At 58.0% G+C, this 20,204-nt stretch carries 17 protein-coding genes; 12 read left to right on the top strand and 5 right to left on the bottom strand.

Annotation, left to right across the window (positions count from 1 at the left end; genetic code table 11):
• Position 1 precedes the first annotated feature (1 nt).
• A complete protein-coding gene (locus GM415_RS05045; RefSeq protein WP_158946737.1) occupies positions 2 to 466 on the bottom strand; it encodes a hypothetical protein in 465 nt (154 codons plus the stop codon).
• Positions 467 to 535: 69 nt separating this feature from the next.
• On the bottom strand, positions 536 to 1,213 hold the full coding sequence (locus tag GM415_RS05040; protein WP_158946736.1) for a MerR family transcriptional regulator: 678 nt from the start codon (positions 1,211 to 1,213) through the stop codon (positions 536 to 538).
• 157 nt (positions 1,214 to 1,370) lie between these two features.
• Here GM415_RS05040 and queA point away from each other — a divergent pair, with 157 nt between their 5' ends.
• The 5 genes from queA to GM415_RS05015 are packed head-to-tail and all read left to right on the top strand — an operon-like array spanning position 1,371 to position 5,118.
• Positions 1,371 to 2,456, top strand: a complete 1,086-nt coding sequence (queA, locus tag GM415_RS05035) for a tRNA preQ1(34) S-adenosylmethionine ribosyltransferase-isomerase QueA (protein ID WP_158946735.1) — start codon at positions 1,371 to 1,373, stop codon at positions 2,454 to 2,456.
• Positions 2,457 to 2,499: 43 nt separating this feature from the next.
• Complete coding sequence (locus GM415_RS05030; RefSeq protein WP_158946734.1) at positions 2,500 to 2,733, top strand: 4Fe-4S binding protein; 234 nt, start codon at positions 2,500 to 2,502, stop codon at positions 2,731 to 2,733.
• Between the two features lies 1 nt (position 2,734).
• Positions 2,735 to 3,805 carry a 3-methyl-2-oxobutanoate dehydrogenase subunit VorB gene (locus tag GM415_RS05025; protein WP_158946733.1) on the top strand — a complete coding sequence of 357 codons (1,071 nt, stop codon included), beginning with the start codon at positions 2,735 to 2,737 and terminating at the stop codon, positions 3,803 to 3,805.
• A complete protein-coding gene (locus tag GM415_RS05020; RefSeq protein ID WP_158946732.1) occupies positions 3,806 to 4,576 on the top strand; it encodes a thiamine pyrophosphate-dependent enzyme in 771 nt (256 codons plus the stop codon).
• Positions 4,576 to 5,118, top strand: coding sequence for a 2-oxoacid:acceptor oxidoreductase family protein (locus GM415_RS05015; RefSeq protein ID WP_158946731.1), 543 nt, complete (start codon positions 4,576 to 4,578; stop codon positions 5,116 to 5,118). The genes GM415_RS05020 and GM415_RS05015 overlap by 1 nt, the downstream gene beginning before the upstream one ends.
• A gap of 431 nt (positions 5,119 to 5,549) precedes the next feature.
• On the opposite strand, the gene GM415_RS05010 is transcribed toward GM415_RS05015, so the two are convergent.
• Together GM415_RS05010 and GM415_RS05005 are read right to left on the bottom strand one after the other, a co-directional pair.
• Positions 5,550 to 6,014, bottom strand: coding sequence for a hypothetical protein (locus tag GM415_RS05010; protein ID WP_158946730.1), 465 nt, complete (start codon positions 6,012 to 6,014; stop codon positions 5,550 to 5,552).
• A 390-nt stretch (positions 6,015 to 6,404) separates the two neighbouring features.
• A complete protein-coding gene (locus GM415_RS05005; protein ID WP_158946729.1) occupies positions 6,405 to 7,574 on the bottom strand; it encodes a homocysteine biosynthesis protein in 1,170 nt (389 codons plus the stop codon).
• A 328-nt stretch (positions 7,575 to 7,902) separates the two neighbouring features.
• Here GM415_RS05005 and GM415_RS05000 point away from each other — a divergent pair, with 328 nt between their 5' ends.
• The 6 genes from GM415_RS05000 (at position 7,903) to GM415_RS04975 (ending at position 18,821) form a co-directional block, all read left to right on the top strand.
• On the top strand, positions 7,903 to 9,198 hold the full coding sequence (locus GM415_RS05000; protein ID WP_158946728.1) for a DnaA ATPase domain-containing protein: 1,296 nt from the start codon (positions 7,903 to 7,905) through the stop codon (positions 9,196 to 9,198).
• A 148-nt stretch (positions 9,199 to 9,346) separates the two neighbouring features.
• Entirely contained in the window at positions 9,347 to 10,516 is a 1,170-nt protein-coding gene (gene dnaN / locus GM415_RS04995) for a DNA polymerase III subunit beta (RefSeq protein WP_158946727.1), read from the top strand.
• Entirely contained in the window at positions 10,517 to 12,922 is a 2,406-nt protein-coding gene (gyrB, locus tag GM415_RS04990) for a DNA topoisomerase (ATP-hydrolyzing) subunit B (protein WP_158946726.1), read from the top strand.
• Between the two features lie 353 nt (positions 12,923 to 13,275).
• Positions 13,276 to 15,717 (top strand): DNA gyrase subunit A, encoded by a 2,442-nt coding sequence (gyrA, locus tag GM415_RS04985; protein ID WP_158946725.1) that lies wholly within the window; start codon positions 13,276 to 13,278, stop codon positions 15,715 to 15,717.
• Between the two features lie 174 nt (positions 15,718 to 15,891).
• The gene (locus GM415_RS04980; protein ID WP_158946724.1) at positions 15,892 to 16,716 is read left to right on the top strand and encodes a tetratricopeptide repeat protein; all 825 of its coding nucleotides are present in this window, start codon (positions 15,892 to 15,894) and stop codon (positions 16,714 to 16,716) included.
• A gap of 137 nt (positions 16,717 to 16,853) precedes the next feature.
• A complete protein-coding gene (locus tag GM415_RS04975) occupies positions 16,854 to 18,821 on the top strand; it encodes a sensor histidine kinase (protein ID WP_158946723.1) in 1,968 nt (655 codons plus the stop codon).
• A gap of 195 nt (positions 18,822 to 19,016) precedes the next feature.
• On the opposite strand, the gene GM415_RS04970 is transcribed toward GM415_RS04975, so the two are convergent.
• A complete protein-coding gene (locus GM415_RS04970) occupies positions 19,017 to 19,172 on the bottom strand; it encodes a hypothetical protein (RefSeq protein ID WP_158946722.1) in 156 nt (51 codons plus the stop codon).
• Between the two features lie 137 nt (positions 19,173 to 19,309).
• Between GM415_RS04970 and GM415_RS04965 the strand changes: the two genes are divergently transcribed.
• Positions 19,310 to 20,200: a LysR family transcriptional regulator gene (locus GM415_RS04965; protein ID WP_242012353.1), complete on the top strand. Its 891-nt coding sequence runs from the start codon at positions 19,310 to 19,312 to the stop codon at positions 20,198 to 20,200.
• Positions 20,201 to 20,204 lie beyond the last annotated feature (4 nt).

Genomic DNA, 20,204 nt, shown 5'->3' with positions numbered 1-20,204 from the left:
GCTACTGAACCTTGGCCGGGGTGGCGGAATCCTTGACTTCCACGGCAAAAATGGTGGTCTTGGCCGTGGCGAAACTGTCATCGATCTGGATGACGCAGCTCTTGTTGAACTTCTCGAAGGTGAGGACATGAATGGCGCTGGCCTTGTTGTTGGAAATAAGGGTCCAGTTGTCCTTGGCCATGTTATTGAGGAAATACTGAACAAGTTCCATGACTTCCACGCGGCCCTTGAACCGCATAATGGCAGCCCGGAATTTGGCGTTGTCGAGCTTGTAGGAGTCGTCGGCGTCGTAGTCGATCTCCTTGGGGATCATTATGTCATCGAAATCGAGATAGTAATCGGGCTCGGAATAGTTGGCCTGACGTGCGGGCTCTGTAGTTGAAGAGCTGGAGCTGTTCATGGCGTTGCAGCCGAAACAAAGGGAAAGCAGGACCATGACGACGAGAATTTTGATGAAAGAACGCATACTATCCTCCTGTTACGTTCCCTGAAGTGCTTACGAAATGAGTTCCCGGAACGGGAAGTCCGCAATGGATCAAGACGCGGCATCCTTGAGCCGGTCGATCTTTTCCTGAAGGTATTTTTCCATATCGCGGCGGTCTTTACGCAGACGCACCAGTTCGGATTCCAATATTTGCAGCTTTGCCTTGATATCGGACGTGTCGAAAGTCAGCTTGAGCGCCATCTCCTCGATCTCCGAGTCGCGCTTTTCCAACGCCTTGGTCTGTTCAAGAATCTCTTCGGGAATGATATCCTGTCCCACCGGAAGTTCCTTCATTTTCTTCTGGCTGCGGGCCAGGAGCACAAAGGCGGTCTTCAGCTTCTGGATATCATCCTGCTGGCGCTCGATAACGCTCTTCTGGTCGGCGATAACCTCCATGCAGGAGGCCACCTTGCCGATAACTCCATTGAAGGTCTCGGCAAGTTTGGCAAAACCGTCGGACGAGGTGGCCGGAGCTCCGCCGCCCTGCTCAACGTCTATGGTTCGGGGAAATTCAGCCCGCAGTGCATCCTCGATCTCGGCGGTAACACGGCCCTCACCATACAGCCGGGAAATCCGCTCGAAAACGACAACGGACTCTTCGGGATACTTGGTGATCCGGCCCAGCTTGCGCCCACCGAGAAAATCCTTGAACAGGGACGCATAGCGGCGTGCCGTGGGGGCGGGAATGCGGGTAAGTTTGGCTATCTCAGCCACGGAAAGCCAATTCATGCATTATGCAATACCACGAATGGGGCCAATATCAAGTCCAAAGCATAAGCTGCACAAGAGAAAAGTTATCCACCCGGGATCATTGAACAAGAAAAAAGTATCGCCCGTGCCGCGAAGGTAGTGTAAAAGGGGTGCTCCCAAACAGGGCGTTATTATTATGGATATACCCGCAGATTTTCATCTCTCCAGCTACGACTACCCGCTGCCCGAGGACCGGATTGCGCAGGAACCCGCCGATAAACGCGACGGGTCCAAGCTGCTTGTTCTCGACAGGGCCAGCCGGACCATGGAGCCGGTCAGCTTCACCGATCTCCCGGATTACCTGCCGGAAAACGCGCTGCTGGTGGCCAACAACTCTCGCGTCATCCCGGCGCGACTCTTCGGACACAAGCCAACGGGCGGACAGGTGGAGTTCCTTCTCTTAACTCCCCTGCCGCTGCTCAAGGCGGAACCGGGACCGGATGGCTGGCAGAAAACCATGGCCGAAGGTCTGCTCAGGGCGTCCAAGACGCCCAAGGCCGACACCGTGGTCACCTTCTCGGATGATCTTCGCCTGGTCCCGAAACAACCCGGCGAGTTCGGCAGGTGGCAATTGGAACTCCAATGGCGCGGCGACCTGAAGGACCTGTTCGAAAGCCTGGGACATCTGCCCCTGCCGCCCTACATCAAACGCCCGGACACCGCCGAAGACAGGGAACGCTACCAGACCACCCACTCGGACACGAACAAGACCGGGTCCGTGGCCGCGCCAACGGCCGGGTTGCACTTCACTCCTGCAATGCGGAAGAAGCTCCTCGAACGCGGCTTCCAATGGGCGGAAGTCACCCTGTATGTAGGCTACGGCACCTTCAGCCCAGTCCGCTGCCCGGACATTCGCGACCACCGGATGCACGCCGAATACATCGAGGTCCCCGAGGCCACTGCAGAAGCGATAAAACGAGCCAAGGCAGAGGGACGGCCGGTCATAGCCATCGGAACCACCAGCGCCCGAACCCTGGAAGGGATGTACCGTGAAGCTGGAGAAATAAAAGAATTTCAAGGAGAAACGGATATTTTTATCTACCCGGGATACCGCTTCTCCGTCATCGACGGCATTTTGACCAACTTCCATTTGCCAGAATCCTCGCTGATCATTATGATCTCTGCTCTAGCCGGCAGGTCCACCATCCTTTCGGCATATGCCAAAGCCCTGGAAAACGGGTTTCGCTTCTTCAGCTACGGAGATGCGATGCTGATAAAATAGTCGCGGTCACCTTCTTATATCTCAAACAACACTGGAGTGTAGAATGTCCCGAATCGAAGTCCAGGAAGATCGTTGCAAGGGATGCCTCCTTTGCACCACGGTTTGTCCTGTGGACATCATTGTCCAGTCGGATCGGTTCAACGTCAGCGGCTACAAGGTCGCCGAAGTCCCGGAAGCCGATGCGGACAAGTGCACAGGATGCGCCTCATGCGCCATGATCTGTCCGGATGTGGCCATCAAGGTATACAGAACCCCGAAAAAGAAAGGGGGCGAATAATATGACCAAACAGCCCGAACGCATCTTCGTCAAAGGCAACGAGGCCATCGCCCGCGGCGCGCTGGCGGCCAAGTGCAAATGTTTCTTCGGCTACCCCATCACGCCCCAGAACGACATCCCCGAATTCATGTCCTCGGCCATAATCAAGGCGGGCGGCGACTTCGTCCAGGCCGAATCCGAGGTGGCTGCGGCCAACATGCTGCTCGGCGCCGGAGCAGCCGGCGTGCGCGCCATGACCTCCTCCTCTTCCCCGGGCATGTCCCTGAAGCAGGAAGCCATCTCCTACATGGCCGGCTCCGAAATTCCGGCGGTCATCGTCAACATGAACCGGGGCGGCCCGGGCCTGGGCGACATCGGCCCGGCGCAGGGCGACTATTTCCAGTCCACCCGCGGCGGCGGACACGGCGACTACCGCCACTTCACTTTCGGCCCCGGCACCGTCCAGGAGGCCTACGACCTGACCATCCGCGCCTTTGACATCGCCTTCGAGCACCGCACCCCGGTCCTCATCCTCGGTGACGCCATTCTGGGCCAGATGAAGGAACCCATCACTCCCTGGGAACCTGAAAACATCGACGAAGAAGGCGGACGCGACTGGGCCATCATGGGCAAGACCGCCGACCGTGAAAAACGGCTCGTCAAATCCCTCTTCCTCCTGGAAGGCGAACTGGCCGGACAGAACAAGCACCTCCAGGCCAAGTATGACGCCTGGACGGATCTGGCCGAGGCCGAGCAGTTCGAAACCGAGGACGCGGATCTGATCATCTGCGCCTACGGTTCCATCGGGCGCATCGCCAAGACCGCCGTGCGCAAGTTCCGCAAGGAAGGCAAGAAGGTCGGCCTGTTCCGGCCCATTACCCTCTATCCCTTCCCCGCCGCCGAACTCAAGGCGCTGGCCGAGCAGGGAAAACGCTTCCTGACCATCGAACACAACCTGGGACAGATGCTCGAAGACGTCCGACTCTCCATCCGAACCGTGGCCGACTCGGACTTCTACCCCATCTACCCCGGCAACCTGCCCACACCGGACGAGCTCGAGGAGCCGATCCTCAACTGTTTGGAGGGGAAATAAATGTCTGAAATGAACGAAAAACTCGTATTCGACAGGCCCGACTCCATCATCGACCGGGCCACCCACTACTGCCCCGGCTGCCACCACGGCATCGCCCACCGGCTCGTGGGTGAACTCATCGACGAGCTGGGCATCCAGGACAAGACCCTGGCGGTCGCTTCCATCGGTTGCTCCGTGTTCCTCTACAACTACATCGACGTGGACGCAGTGGAAGCGCCCCACGGCCGCGCTCCCGCAGTGGCCACAGGCGTCAAGCGCTCCCGGCCCGACAACTTCGTCTTCACCTACCAGGGGGACGGCGACCTCGCCTCCATCGGCATGGCCGAGATCATGCACGCCGCCAACCGCGGTGAAAAAATCTGCGTCATCTTCGTCAACAACACCGTCTACGGCATGACCGGCGGCCAGATGGCGCCCACTACCCTGATCGGGCAGCGAACCACCACCACGCCTGCCGGACGCTGCGTCACCCACGAAGGCGCGCCCATCCGCATGACCGAAATCATCGCCTCCCTGGGCGGTACCGCCTTTGCCGCACGCGGCTCCCTCGACAGCGTCAAGAATATCCGCAAGGCAAAGAAGTATATGAAGAAAGCCTTCGAATTCCAGCTGAACAACACCGGCTTCGGGTTCGTGGAACTCCTGGCCGGCTGCCCCACCAACTGGAAAATGACGCCGCTGCAGGCCAACGAACGCCTCCAGAATGAAATGATCCCGTACTTCCCCCTCGGCGTGTACAAGGATGTGTCCGAGGAAGGAGGTGTCTGCTAATGCGCTACATGGACACCATCATCGCCGGATTCGGCGGCCAGGGCGTCATGCTCATCGGCAACCTGCTCGCCTATGCGGGCATGAAGGACGGCCTTAACGTCACCTATATTCCGGTCTACGGGCCCGAAATGCGCGGCGGCACCGCCAACTGCACCGTGGTCCTGTCCGAAGAAGACATCGGGTCGCCCATCATCCACCGGCCGCAGTCGCTCATCGCCATGAACCGACCTTCCCTGGACAAGTTCCAGCCCCGGATCGTCGACAACGGCGTGCACATCGTCAACTCCTCGCTCATCGACATGGAGCTGGCCGATAAAGAGCGCCTGAAATGCTACGCCGTGCCCTGCAACGAAATCGCCGATAAGCTCGGCAACACCCGCATGGCCAACATGGTCGCCATCGGAGCCTTCGTCCAGGCCACCGGCATCATCCCGCTCCAGGCCGTTATCGACTCCCTCGAGAACGTCATCTCCGAGCGCTACCACAAACTCATTCCCGCCAATACCCAGGCCATCCAGGCCGGCGCAGAAGTCGTCGGCTAGATCGCTGATCTGGCAATAACAAACCGCCCAGCCAGGCTCACGCCAGGCTGGGCGGTTTTTTTTGCCTCCGGCGGCCGGGGGGAAGGGGAAGAGGGGCACCCTTTAGAAAAGGGCTTCCCCTTCCCCCCGGACCCCCCATCCCTATCTCCCCTCCTAAACTTTATGTAGCTCGCTTCGCTCGAGGGCGAGGGAGTTTAATGAGCCCCCTGCAAGGACTCCATCAAACACTTGATCTGTAAGAGGGCTAAGTTCAAGGGTATACCGACTATGCGCCCGTAGCTTCCTAATGGCCTTTTCTTATCGGCCATGAATAGCGCTGAACCAAGTGGTTCAGTGCTGGTTATCCGTGACATCTTTCGAATTGCCGTATCGATACCAGTTCTTAAGCCAAAAAGCGCAGCCATATATTTCGTTCAGCTGACTTAGGCTCCCTAATTGTCATCACCAACGCTGGTCTCGACAACCCTGTATTTGACGCCAAGATCATCACAGACCCTTGCGATGGCCCGAAGCCCCCTATCAACCTGTGCCTTCTCATCGCCCGTACTATGCCCTATCATCTGAAGTCGGCTTGATCGGGCGCTCAAAGGTACAATCGCAACCTCCATCCACCACGTGTCATTGGAGTCTTTGACTTGTACGAAACGGTCGCCCTCATCCATTTTTGAAATGATAAATTCCTGTTGAGTCTCTTGATCAATACCTTGTTGGGCACGCGCTTTGACTGCCGCAAAAACCTCATCCGCACTTCGGGGGATTTCCACTGTACCCGAGACATAATCATCGGAGGAGACCAATGCGATGATGAGAAGGGCCGGGCAGCCCTGCAAGACCGGCAACAAGACAAGCATCATGCAGACGACAAGTTTTTTCCAACCAAGCTTGTGGGGTAACATCTGATCCTCCAAGGACATAGAGTGTTGAAATTTGAATTTACGGCCTGGACGCTATTACAAAAACCAAAGGCTGGTATAGATAACTATACCAGTCTGCTTATCCATTTTTTCATAGTGGATGTAAAGTCCCCATGAACCAGTTCCATCATAAGGAAAAGACTTCTGGCCCAAACTCCCCCTGGAGAAGTGGTCACGGTTTTTCACTCCACTCCACGAAGATTGTTGGGATGCACAAATTCACGGGCTATGTGATTTTCGAGCCGACTGAAGGACCGCCGAAGCCGTTTCAAAGTCAGTCACACAATCTATCCGAAACAACCGCACAAAGAGCACGAAAAAGGCCTGCCGAGGTTGCTCGGCAGGCCTTGCTATAATCAGTGATTCCGGCTGTTAGAAGCTGGGAATATCGTCGACTTTTTCAGTGAGCAGGAAGTCGCCTTTTTCGATCCACTCCTTGAGCGTATCGGCGACTTCGAGGGACATGATGTGGCTGGTAAGCGGCACGGTGGGAGTTTCCTTGCCGTTGATGGTCACGTTGCCGGACTTGAGTTCCTCGAAGGTAACCCGGGCGAGCTCGCGGGGGATGCCGTTGGGATAGTCGTAACCGTAGTCCTTGACGGGCATGGTGATGTCGGAATCGGCCACGCCGGTGAACCAGGCCATCTCCTCGTTGAGCATGGGGATGGGGATGCCGACGCCCACGGCCAGGGACACGCCGTAACCGACGATGGACTGGGCGCGCACGTAGCGGGCGTTCATCTGCTTGAAGTCGCCTTTGAGCATGAGCGTGCCGGAGGGGTTCTCGGGCAGTCCGCGTTCGTTGCGTTTAGGCTTCTGGACGTGTTGGGTACCTTCGCCGATGACATACCCGATGCCGCCGCCCAGGAAGATGCGGGTGCCCATGCCGATGGTCTTGAAGTAGGGATCGTTAAACAGCGGCGAGAGCTGCCCTGCGGTGGCGTAGTTGCAGTTGGAGCAGTTGGACTTGAGCGGTCCCATGTAGGTGTAGACGGTACCGCTGGTGAGATTCACGGCCGCATTGTAGTTCTGGTAGCAGTTGCGCGGGTTGAGCATGATCGCATTGGGCAGGTCGGCAAGGGTGACGTCCTTGTCGAGCTCGCGGCGCGGATAGCAGTCGGTACCGTAGGCCTCGGCGCGCAGGTGCACGGCCTTGCCCCGGAGCAAATCTTCCATAACGTGCCCACCACCGTACGCAAACCGTCCGGGATGAACCTTGTTAAGGGGATCGTCCTCGGAAGGCTCTGTGCACCCCATATACGCGTCTACGGCGGCAACGCCACAGTGGCAGGGGACGTTGTTGAGCCACATCCTGGAAACCTTCATGACGGGCGGCTGCTGTCCGATGTTGAAGAGCAGGCCGCTGGAGCACATGGGCGAGAAGGTGCCGGTGGTGACCACGTCCACTTCCTGTGCCGCGCGGACCTTGCCTTCCTTCTTGACGATCTCGACCATCTCGTCGGCGTTGACCACCACGGCCTTGCCTTTGCGGATTCGGTCGTTGATCTCCTTGATCGTCTTATTGACCTGATGTTGCGCCATTATATCGCCTCCGATTGGATTTGTGTCAGTATCAAACGGACAAGATCAATAGCAGATTTTTTCCCGGCTGTCGTCAAGGGAAAGAAGCGCCATCTTGCACGGACGAGAAACGCCCCACGCATTCGGCAAGTGACAGGCGGACTTGGCTCACGGGGAAAAACGGCCGAAAATTAGTCTGCTGAAACAGTCCCCGAGAGCTTGGCTTTAGGTATCTTTTAATGTATATGTACCGAGTATTTTCGTGAATTTCTTTAGACACATGTTTTAACATATTTTAGCTATTTTTATTAAGTAGTTACAGAGTCACCTTCCAGGCCACGGAATAGACGTGAAACAGGCACTTCGCAAACATCTCCTCCAGACCAACTCCAATAGCGATCTGAAACGGTGGTTCGACCCCCTTCATTTCGAATACGAACCCGAGGGCAAACGGGTCGTTGTCGGTTTTCCGCACGCTTTTTTCGCCAAATGGTTTGAAAGCGAAGTCCAGGACCGATTCGAGGCGCAGCTCAACCTGTTCCTCGGCAACGGCTATCTTGTCAGCTACCGGGACAACGGCGCTGTGGACCGCCCGGCCGGTGCACCTCCCGAGGTTGTCAAACGCATCGACTTCCCCTTCGGCCAGGAGTTTACCTTCGAATCCTTCCTCATCAACAAGAAGAACTACTTTCCCGTGGCCTCGGCCAAAGAGGTGGCCAAGCAGTCCGGCTCGCTGTTCAATCCGTTCATCATCTGCGGTCCCGGCGGCTCGGGCAAGACGCACATCCTCAAGTCGGTGGGCAACGAGATTTCGAAAAACAGCGACTATTCGAAAATCTTCATGGGCACCATGGACGAGTTGAACTCCCTGTACACCATCCAGTTCAAGGGCGACCCGTTCCGGGCCAGAAACCACCTGTTCGAGTACGATTTTCTGTTCCTCGACGACTTCCACAAGATCCGGGAGTATCCCCATTTCCAGCAGGAACTGATCAATATCTTCAACCACTTCTACGACAACAAGAAGCAAATGGTGCTGGCCTGCCGGGACAAGGTGACCAGTTACGACTTCCTGGACGACGGCCTGCAGTCGCGCCTGGGATGGGGGTTGATAGTCACCCTGAAGAAGCCGGATCTGGAGATCCGGGTCGGATACATCCAGCGTCAGTGCAAGGTGAGAAGGCTGACCCTGACCAAGGAACAGGTTCTGACCCTGGCCCAGCGGTTCACGGATTTCCGCTATCTCCAGGGCATCCTGCTCAAGCTGTTCGCCTTCAAGGAGCTGGTCAAGAAGGAGCTCACGGAAAAGGACTTCCAGCACATCCTCTCCAACACCGAGGAGAAGGCCACGGACGACCTGACGCCCAAAAAGATCATGGGCGTGGTCAGCGAGCATTTCAACATCCGCGTGGGCGACCTGACCGGTACCAAGCGTCACCAGCACATCGCCCTTGCGCGGCAGGTGGCCATGTTCCTGTGCCGTCAGATGCTCAACACTTCCTATCCGTCCCTGGGCCGCGCCTTTGGCGGAAAGGACCACTCGACCGTCCTGTACTCGGTAAAAAAAATCAAACAAATGCAGGAAGATGACAACGAACTGAAACAACTGTTGAAAACGTTGAAGACAAAATGTCGCATGACGTGATCCATGCACGAAATGCGGTGATCTCGGTTCCAAGAGTTCCAAATCAGGGACAATCCATGTGCGCAAAAAAGCCATGGAAAAAAAGGGGTTGGCTGAATTTGGAACAAAGGAACCGAGGTAATAAATCTCAATAAAGGAGTTTTAATTTATGTTTCTGAAAGTGAACAGAGATGAAATCATCGAAGGCCTCCAGAAGTCGGCGAACATCATCCCGGCCAAAACCGGAGCGGCCTTTCTCCGCACCATCTGGCTCCAGTGCGAAAATGGGAGCCTCAACGTCATGTCCACCGACTCCAACCTCGAGTTCAAGGGATCCTATCCCGCGACCATCGAAGGAGAGGGGCTGGCCGGCGTTCAGGGTCGCGCCTTCTACGACCTGGTCAAGCAGCTCAGGGGCGATCAGGGCGAGCTGACCATCCGCACGGACGACGAGTCCGCCAACGTGCTGGTGGAGCAGCGGGCCAGGAAGTATAAGTTCCCGGTCAACGATCCCGACTGGTTCCAGAAGTTTTCCAGCTTTCCCGAGAACGGCACCGTGTTCTGGTCCGGCGACTTTCTGCACGAAATCATCGACAAGATCGCCTTCTGCATCTCCGATGAGGACTCCATGGAGGCCATCGCCTGCCTGTACCTGGTGCCGCGCGATGTCATGGGCGTGAAGAAGGTCGAGGTCTGCGGCCTGAACGGCCACCAGTTCGCCATGTTCAACTTCGTCAACGACGATATTTACGCCATGCTCCCGGAAGAAGGCGTGCTCATCCAGAAGAAGTACCTCACCGAGCTCAAGAAGTGGCTCACCGCCGATGAGATCGAGCTGGCCATTTCCGACAAGCGCCTCTTCTTCCGCACCGGTGACCAGCGGGAGACCTTTACCCTGCCGCTCTCTTATTACCAGTACCCCAACTACCAGAACTTCCTGTCGAAACTGAATGATCCGGACGTCTCCACCCTGGAGGTCAACCGGATGGAGATGGTCGACGCCCTCTCCCGCGTCGCGCTGTTCAATACGGACTCCAACCGCTGCGCGTACTTCAAATTCGACGGGAGCGAAGTTTTGGTCTCGGCCCAAGGCCAGGAGACGGGAACGGCTCAGGAATCGCTGGATGCCACCTTCAGCGGCGAAATGAAGCGTATTGCGTTCCCTACCCGGAACCTGATCGAGATACTCAACCACTTCAATTCCGACACCGTCAAATTCACCCTCACCGGCACCGAGGCGCCCTGCGGCGTGTCCGGAGCCGACGACAAGGACTACCAGGTTATCGTCATGCCAATGATGATCCAGGAAGAGACTTACTACACCGAGGAAAATGCGTAGATGAGCGAACAGAACAATAACTACGACGCTGCGTCAATTACCGTACTCGAAGGGCTCGAAGCCGTTCGAAAACGGCCGGCCATGTATATCGGTTCCACCGATATCCGCGGCCTGCACCATCTGGTCTATGAAGTTATCGACAACTCCATCGATGAGGCCATGGCCGGGTACTGCGACAAGATCAAGGTCACCCTGCACATGGATAACTCATGCACGGTCTCGGACAACGGCCGCGGCATTCCGGTGGACATCCACCCCAAGGAGAAGGTCCCGGCCGTTCAACTGGCCATGACCACCCTGCACGCGGGCGGCAAGTTCGACTCCGATACCTACAAGGTTTCGGGCGGCCTGCACGGCGTGGGCGTGTCCTGCGTCAACGCCCTGTCCGAGTTCATGGAGACCACGGTCAAGCGCGACGGCACCACCTACCGCATGAAGTTCGAGCGCGGCAAGGTCGTGTCCCAGCTGGAGGAAATCGGCCCGGCCAGTTCCACCGGCACCAGCCAGCGCTTCCGCCCGGACGAGGAAATCTTCGAGGTCAACCAGTTTGATTACGACGTGCTCCGGAAGCGGTTCAGGGAGCTGGCCTACCTCAACTCCGGCCTGGAGATCGAGTTCAAGGACGAGCGCAACCCGGACGCCGAGCCCGAGACCTTCAAGTTCGAGGGTGGCATCAGGCAGTACGTCAAGGACATCAACGCCAACCTGAACACCATCGGCGAGATCGTGTACGGCGAGGGCGAGTCCGAAGACATGATGGTCGAGTTCGCCCTTCAGTACACCTCCTCCTACAAGGAGAACACGTACACCTTCGCGAACAATATCCGTACGATAGAAGGCGGCACTCACCTTGCCGGATACAAGACGGCCCTGACCCGCGCCATCAACAACTACGTCCAGAACGCGGACCTGCCCAAGAAGCTGGTCAAGAAGCTGACCGGCGACGACGTGCGCGAGGGCCTGACCTCGGTCATCTCGGTCAAGCTGGGCGATCCCCAGTTCGAAGGCCAGACCAAGACCAAGCTCGGCAACTCCGAAGCCACCGGACTGGTTTCCGCTATCATTTACGAAAAGTTGAACATCTTCTTCGAGGAGAACCCCAAGGAAGCGCGGTTCATCATCGAGAAGGTCGTCGACGCTGCCCGGGCGCGTGAAGCGGCTCGCAAGGCGCGGGACCTGGTCCGGCGCAAGGGCGCGCTGTCCGACAACTCCCTGCCCGGCAAGCTGGCTGACTGCCAGTCCAAGAACCCCGAGGATTCTGAAATCTTCATCGTTGAGGGTGACTCGGCAGGCGGCTCGGCCAAGCAGGGTCGCGACCCCAAGCACCAGGCCATCCTGCCGCTCAGGGGTAAAATCCTGAACGTGGAAAAGACCCGTATGGACAAGATGCTGGGCAATAAGGAAATCCGTGCCATGATCACGGCCCTGGGCATCGGCATCGGCCATGACGAAGACGAGAAGGACTACGACAAACTGCGCTACCACAAGGTCGTCATCATGACCGACGCCGACGTGGACGGATCGCACATCCGCACGCTTTTGCTCACCTTCTTCTTCCGCCAGTACGAGGAGCTGATCAACCGGGGCAACCTGTACATCGCCCAGCCGCCCCTGTACCGCGCCCACAAGGGCAAGTTCGAGAAGTTCATCAAGGACGACACCGAGCTTGACGATTTCCTCATGGAGAAAGTCGGCACCGACGTGCGCATCAAGGCCGAGTCCGGCAAACTCTTCGTTGAAGATGATCTGATGAAGATCATGGACAAGGTCCGGTTCCTGCGGGCCAAGTTCAACGAGGCCGAGACCGTGGGCATCGAAGTCGGGCTATATCAGGCACTCCTGAATTATCCCGAGCGCATCTCCTTCACCCACTTCGAGGAGCATGATCCCGAGCAGTTCAAGGCCGATTTTGCGGCTCTGGGTTTCACGGTGATCATCGACCGCGAGCACGACGACGAGGTGGACAAGGATCGAACCTATGTAACCTTTGAGAATTCCAACGGGCACCGCACGCGGCTGGCCATGGAGTTCTTCTACTCCAAGCTCTACAAGCTGGGCTACGCGACGTATGCCGAGATCAAGGAGGCCTGCGGCGGCTTCGACTTCTCCCTGCTGCTCAAGGATGGCGAGAAGCCTGTCTCCGGGCTGTTCTCGCTTTACGACTCGGTCATGGAGGAGGCCCAGCGAGGCTGGCAGATCCAGCGCTACAAGGGTCTGGGCGAAATGAACCCGGAACAGCTCTGGGAGACCACCATGCACCCGGAAAAGCGGACCATGCTCCAGGTTCATATCGAAGACGCGGCCGCGGCCAACGACATCTTCATGGACCTCATGGGCGACAACGTCGAACCGCGCCGGGAATTCATCGAAAAGAACGCCCTGGCCGTCCAGGAGCTGGATATCTAAGTTTTGGAATGAAGACTGGGGGAAACCTATTGAGAGAGGTTTTCCCCAGACCCTCTTCCATAACTTTTTGGTGCCACGCCACAAGGTCATACGGCGGAAAGCGAGAATTCCGCAGAGCGGCGTGGAGGTAGGTTAAGAAAGTATGGCTGATTTATTCATCATACTGAAAAGATAGATAAATTTGAAATCTAGCACAGTTTCGCCGCCAAGTCGTATCAGAGGGTTCCAAGGGGGCTCCCAAGCGGCGTGACAAAAAGTTTAGGAGAGTCCAGAGAACCCTTTTCAAAGGGGGCACTGGTCCCGCCGAAGGCGACCGCCGGTAGGCCCGCCGGAGGCAACTCCTAGGAGGCATAATGAACGATACGATCACTATCGAAAGCGAACTGAAGAAGAGTTACCTGGAGTACTCGCTTTCAGTCATCATCGGACGCGCCATTCCGGACGTCCGGGACGGTTTGAAACCGGTCCACCGGCGTATTCTGTACGCCATGCACGACCTGGGCAACTACCACAACCGGGCCTACAAGAAGTCCGCGCGCGTGGTCGGTGACGTCATCGGTAAATACCACCCGCACGGCGACTCGGCAGTTTACGACGCCCTCGTCCGCATGGCCCAGGACTTTTCCATGCGCGACATGCTCGTGGATGGCCAGGGTAACTTCGGCTCCATCGACGGCGACGCCGCGGCGGCAATGCGTTACACCGAAGTGCGCATGGCCAGGCTCTGCTCCGAGTTCCTCGGGGACATCGAGAAGCAGACCGTGGACTTCCGTCCCAACTACGACAACACCCTGCAGGAGCCCTCGGTGCTGCCCACCAAGGTGCCCAACCTGCTGCTCAACGGCACCACGGGTATCGCGGTCGGCATGGCCACCAATATTCCGCCCCACAACCTGGGCGAGCTCATCGACGGCTGCGTGCATCTGCTGGATAACCCTGGCTGCACCGTGGCCGACATGATGCTGCACGTTCAGGGACCGGACTTCCCCACCGGAGGAATGGTCTTCGGCGGCCAGGGATTGAAAGACGCTTACGAGACCGGGCGCGGGTCCATCAAGATCCGCGGCGTGGTCGAGGTCGAGGAGGCCAGGAAGGGCAGGAAGGAGTGCATCGTCATCAGGGAAATTCCCTATGCGCTCAACAAGTCCACCCTGGTGGAGAAGATTGCTGCCCTGGTCCACGAGAAGAAGATCGAGGGTGTGTCCGATCTGCGCGACGAGTCCGACCGCAAGGGCATCCGCATCGTCCTCGACCTGAAGCGCGGGGCCATCGCGGACATCATCATCAACTCGCTCTACAAGTTCACGCCGCTGGAAACCAGCTTCGGCATCAACATGATGGCCGTTGTCGGCAAGCGGCCCATGCTCATGAACCTGAAAGAGGTTCTGAGCCACTTCCTGGATCATCGCCGGGAAGTCATCATCCGCCGGACCAAGTTCGATCTCGACAAGTGCGAGCGCCGCGTCCACATCTTGGAAGGCTTGCGCATCGCCCTGGACAACATCGACGAAGTGGTCAAGCTCATTCGCGCTTCCAAGACGCCCGACGAGGCCAAGGAAGGGTTGATGAGCCGCTTCGAGCTGTCGGAGATCCAGGCCAAAGCCATTCTGGACATGCGACTCCAGAAGCTGACCGGCCTGGAGCACGACAAGCTCCTGGAAGAGTTGGCCGAATTGATGAAGAAGATCGAATACTTCAAGTCCATTCTGGAGAACGAGGACGTGCTCAAGTCCGTCATCCGCGATGAACTCGGCGAGATCAAGGAAAACTACGCCACTCCGCGCAAGTCCGAGCTGCTCATGGCCGATCCGGACTCCATCGACATCGAGGATCTCATTCCCGACGAGGAGACCGTCATCACCCTGTCCCAGCGTGGCTACATCAAGCGCACCCCGCTCTCCAACTACACGGCCCAGCGCCGGGGCGGAAAGGGGATCTCCGGCGTGCAGACTGGCGACGGCGACTTCATCCACACCTTCATGCTGACCACCAACCATCAGCACCTTGTCCTGTTCACGAACCTGGGCAAGATGTTCAAGATCAAGGTCCATCAGGTGCCGGAAGGCTCGCGTTACGCCAAGGGCGGCCACGTCAATAACCTGCTGCCCCTGGAGAAGGACGAGCACATCGCCACCGCCCTCTCCCTGCGCGAGTTCGAGGACGACCGCTTCTTCCTGTTCGTGACCCGCAAGGGCATGATCAAGCGCTCCTCCATCGGCCTGTACGGCAACTGCCGTTCCACCGGCATCCGCGCGGTGAACCTGCGCGATGGCGACGAGCTGATGATGGTCCGCGAGATCGAACCGGACGTGGATTGCATCCTGGCCACCCGCGAGGGTTCGGCCATCCGCTTCAACATCAATGACGCCCGCCCGCTGGGCAGGGCCACCGCCGGCGTCAAGGGTGTTGCCCTGCGCGGCAGCGACGAGGTCGTGGCCTGCGTGGTCACCGGCGATCCCGAGCGCGACCAGCTGCTCACGGTTTCCGAGGGCGGCTTCGGCAAGCGGACCTCCATCGACCAGTACCGGGTCCAGTCGCGCGGCGGTAAGGGCATCCTGAACATGCGCCTGACCAACAAGACCGGCCAAGTGGTCGGCGCGCGCATGGTCAACGAGAGCGACGACGTGATCCTGCTCACCACACAGAACAAGGTCATCCGCATGTCCGTGGGCGAGATCAGCCAGACCCGTGGCAGAGCCACCCAGGGTGTGCGCCTGGTCCGCATGGACGAAGGCAACTACGTGGCCGGGTTCGATCTGGTCATGGATGACGAGGATGAACTGAAGGACAAGTAACGTCCCAGGCGGTGAAAGAAACGCGTAAAAGACTTTGAATGCGGGCCGGAAACGGCCCGCATTCCGCCGGAGAAAATGGGGAGCCGGTGTGTTTTTTCGCCTTTTTTTCCTGGTTAACGCGTAGAAAACGCAATGGTCTCCCATGGGAGACCGGGCAAATCGGGAAACGCATTCATGAAGCGAATATTGCTGGCCATTGTCATCCTTGCCGCGCTTTTCGCCGCGACCGGCTGCGACCGGGGCGGCGGACCGGGCCGGGAAGACATCGAGCACGCCCGCGAGGCCTACTCCAAGGGACTCTACCTGGAGGCGGAAAAGAACTATGAGCGCTACCTGCAGGACGAGCCGCAGGGCAGGTTCCGCACCGAGGCGTGGAATCGGCTGAGCGAGATCGCCATCAGCGTCAAAGGCGACCTGGATCGCGCCGTGGTGCTGCTGGAGGCCATGTATCTGGAGTTGGGCACCGACCCGGAGGCCGCCTGGCGAATCATGTTTCAACTCGGCGATATCTATGCGCAATTAGGAAACAGAAGTAAGGCGCTGGAGTCATTCGAAAAGTGCATGGTGTACGCGGTGGAGTCGCCGGAGCACACCTATGTTACGCAGTTGCGCATGGCCAAGCTGTACCGGAACATGGGCAATTACGACATGGTGGCCGTGACGCTGGAGAATTGCGCCGATTCCGCCAAGGACGACGATGCCAAGGCGCGCTGTCTCTATGAACTTGCCCAGAGCTACAGCTTCATCTCCAACTGGAATCAGTCGCGCCGCGCCCTGGAGACCCTGTTGTCCCTGGATGGCGTCAAGGAGCAGACCCGCGTCCTGGCCGTCTTTCTGCTGGCCGACATCTACGAGAACGAACGGGATTACAACAAGGCCCGGGAGCTTCTGCAATCCATCGTGAAGACCTACCCCAACCCCAAGGTCGTCGAGACCAGACTGGCCAATCTCCCATACATCGAGCCCCAAAAGGAAATCCCCCAGCCGCCGCAGAACTGATTTCCCCGAATATCTTCCGGTTCGCATGCGAAAAGACCCGGTTCATTCACGGTAGCCGTTGCATTATTATGTATGAGCGGGTATTGATGCTATTGGTGTGAAAAAGCCAATAGCGTCAAAATCGGAGTACGCGGCGCATGACGAATGGAATTCGCCAGTTTTTTCTTGTGGTTTCTCTGCTGCTGAGCCTGTGCGCGGTGGCGGGAACGGCTCACTGTCAGCCGGAAAAGCGGGTCCTGCTGCTTAATTCGTACAATCAGGATCTTGCCTGGACCGCGAGCATCACTCGCGGAGCCATGGAAGCGCTCGCCGAGCGGGAAGGTGAGGTAAAGGTGTTCGTGGAGTACATGGACACCAAGAACCACTACTCCCCGCAATATCTCGCCCTGCTGGAAGAGCAGTATCGTTTTAAATACCGGAATGTCCGTTTCGATGCGATCATCGCGTCCGATGACAACGCGGCTAATTTCGTGTTGCGCCACCATCATGACCTGTTCCTGGATGCCCCCATGGTCTTTTGCGGGGTCAATGATTTCGACCTGCCCAAGAGGCCCGATTTCACCAACGCCACGGGCGTGCTCGAATTTACCGACATCGCCTCCACCATTCGTGCCGCCTTGAGCCTGCAACCCGGCCTGAAACGGCTTTACGTGGTGTGCGACGACACCACGTCGGGAAAGATAGGCCGAGGTCACGTGGAACGGACTCTGCCCGACTTCAGGGACCGGCTCGACGTTACCTGGCTGGACGACAAGTCCCTGGCCGAGCTCAGGGGCGACCTGGCCAAGCTGCCTCCGGATTCTGCCGTGCTGCTCGTTATGTACAACAGGGATCGGCTGGGGAATTGGTTCACCTATGCCGAGGTCGCCCGCGTACTGAGCCAAGCGAGCACTGCACCGATTTACGGTATGTGGGATTTCTTCCTGGACAAGGGCATCCTCGGGGGCATGATCACCTCCGGAGCGAAGCAGGGGGAACTGGCGGCACGCAAAGCGTTGCGGATACTGGACGGGACCCGGGCCGCAGACATTCCGGTGGTCCTGGAAAAAGCCAACGGCTACGTGTTTGATTACGCCGTGCTGCAGCGCTTCGGGCTGGACCCGGACAGGGTTCCCGAGGGCGGCATCATGATCAACGTGCCCGAGTCGCTGATAACGAAATACACCTTTGAATTCTGGACCGCCATTCTGTTCATCACCCTGCTCTCCATGGCCGTTGTCATTCTGCTGCTCAACAATCGCGCCCGGCGCGTAGCCGAGCAGGAACTCGAGGAGCTCAGCCATTACCAGGAAGCGCTGATCGAAGACAGGACCAACGAACTGGTGCAGCGCTCCCGCGAGCTTGAGGTAGCCAACTACGAGCTGCGCAAGCTCGACGACCTCAAGACGTCAGTGCTGAATACCGTCTCCCACGACCTGCGGACCCCGCTGACGTCGGTTCTCGGTTTCTGCAAGATCATCGGACGGGATTTCAAAAAATACTTCGTTCCTGCCTGCCGCAAAAACGAAACCCTGAAGGCCAGGGGAAGGCGCATCATCTCCAACCTCGCCATCGTGGAAAACGAGGGGGAACGACTGACAAGAATGATCAATGATTTCCTGGATCTCTCCAAGATAGAATCTGGCAGGATGGTCTGGAACGACGGCACGCTCGATCCGGCCTCATTCATAGATCAGGCCCGGCCCGTATTGGAGGGATATTTCAGCGACACCGACGTTACCCTGAACATTGACGTCGAAGGGACGCTGCCAGCCATCAATGCAGATCCGGACCGGTTGCACCAGGTCCTCAACAACCTGATCAGCAACGCGGCCAAATTCACGGAAAAGGGCTCGGTGACCCTCACTGCCAAGGCCGGAGAGGAAGGGGTCGATTTCATTGTCTCGGATACCGGCGTGGGCATTCCGCAGGACAAGCTGGAGAGCATTTTCGACAAGTTCTACCAGGTGGCCCGGTCCAAATCCGACACCCGGGCGGCCCGCGGCAGCGGCATGGGGCTGGCCATCTCCAAGCGTATCGCCGAGCACTACGGCGGCTCCATCACCGCGAGCAGCGTCCTGGGCAGCGGCTCGACCTTCACCTTCACCATTCCGGTCACACATTAGAGAGTGACGCCGCAAGACACTTCTCTTTCTTATCCAGCTCTCCGCAAAAGCTGCATTACAATCTGAAATAATGCATAAAAATAAACTTATGCTCCCTGGGAAAAAACAAAGCGGCGCCGGAGAGGGACGCCGCTTTTGTGGTTGGCGCGCGGAAGGTCGGGGAGAGAGCCGCGCACCGGTAAGAGAAAGAAAAAGTTAGGTCAGTTGTCCAAATCCCACACCGAGGAGAATGGAGACGCCCAGCCAGAGACAGGTCTTGCAGGCCTCGTTGAGGCGGCTGCCGCTTTGGGTCGTCAAGTCCTCCGCCTGAACCAGGTACAGCCAGTTGAACGGCCTTTTCCTTCTGTTCATCCTTGCCTCCTTGTTTATGATAGGAAATGGCGGGAAACTCATACTGTGCTACATATAGGGCGGTGAAAGGTCCAATAGCAAAGTATGAAGGCAGTCATAACGAATTACGATTGCTCCCCAACGGGAATGAAACTAGAATGCCTTCCATGGAACTCTATCAGCTCAGAACATTCGTCGCCGTGGCCGAGGAGGGAAACTTCACCAAGGCGGGAAAACGCGTGCACGCCACCCAGCCCGCCGTGTCTTCGCACATCAAGAGCCTGGAAGAAGAACTGGGCGTACTCCTCTTCGACCGCACCCCGCGCGGCGTGGAGTTGACCGCCGCCGGCAGCGAACTGATCGGCGACGCCATCGAGGTGCTTGATGCCGCGGAAAAGCTCCAGGTGCGGGCCGTAACTCTCCAGGGCGAGGTCTCCGGAAAGCTCGCCATAGGCCTCTGCACCGACCCGCAATACCTCAACGTCTCTGGCCTGCTTGAACACATCGGCGAGCGGTTCCCCAAGCTGAACCTCAAGCTGGTGCAGTCGCCCTCCGGCGTCATCCTGAATGAACTCAGGGCCAAGAATCTGGATGCCGGGTTCATTTTTTCAGGCAATCCCTACCGGGACGTCACCGCCCTGCGCCTGGCCGAGCCGGGGTATGTGATAATGGGTGCGGCCCGCTGGCAGCAAAAGCTTGAGCGCGCCACGCCGGATGAGCTCGCGGAATTCACCTGGGTCATGCCTACCACCCATTGCCCTTTCCGCGAACTACAGCTCAATATTTTCAAGGAGTTCTCCATATCCCCGGCACAGACCATCGGGGCCGACTCGGAACAGGTCATCCGCCAGTTGGTGGTTGATGGCAAGGCGCTCTCCCTGGTGCGCGAGGACGAGGCGCCGGAACTCGTCGCCTCTGGCCGGGCCGTGGTCTGCCCTTCCCTGGGGCGCCATCCCGTGGAACTGAATTTCGTCTACCGCACCGCCCAGGCCGAAGACCCGGCCCTGCGCGCGCTGACCGACGTGGTCCGCCAACTTTGGTCCCTGTGAGGAC

Origin of the sequence: Pseudodesulfovibrio cashew (assembly GCF_009762795.1) — a bacterium.
GTDB lineage: Bacteria > Desulfobacterota > Desulfovibrionia > Desulfovibrionales > Desulfovibrionaceae > Pseudodesulfovibrio > Pseudodesulfovibrio cashew.
This window is presented reverse-complemented; position numbering and strand designations above follow the sequence as displayed.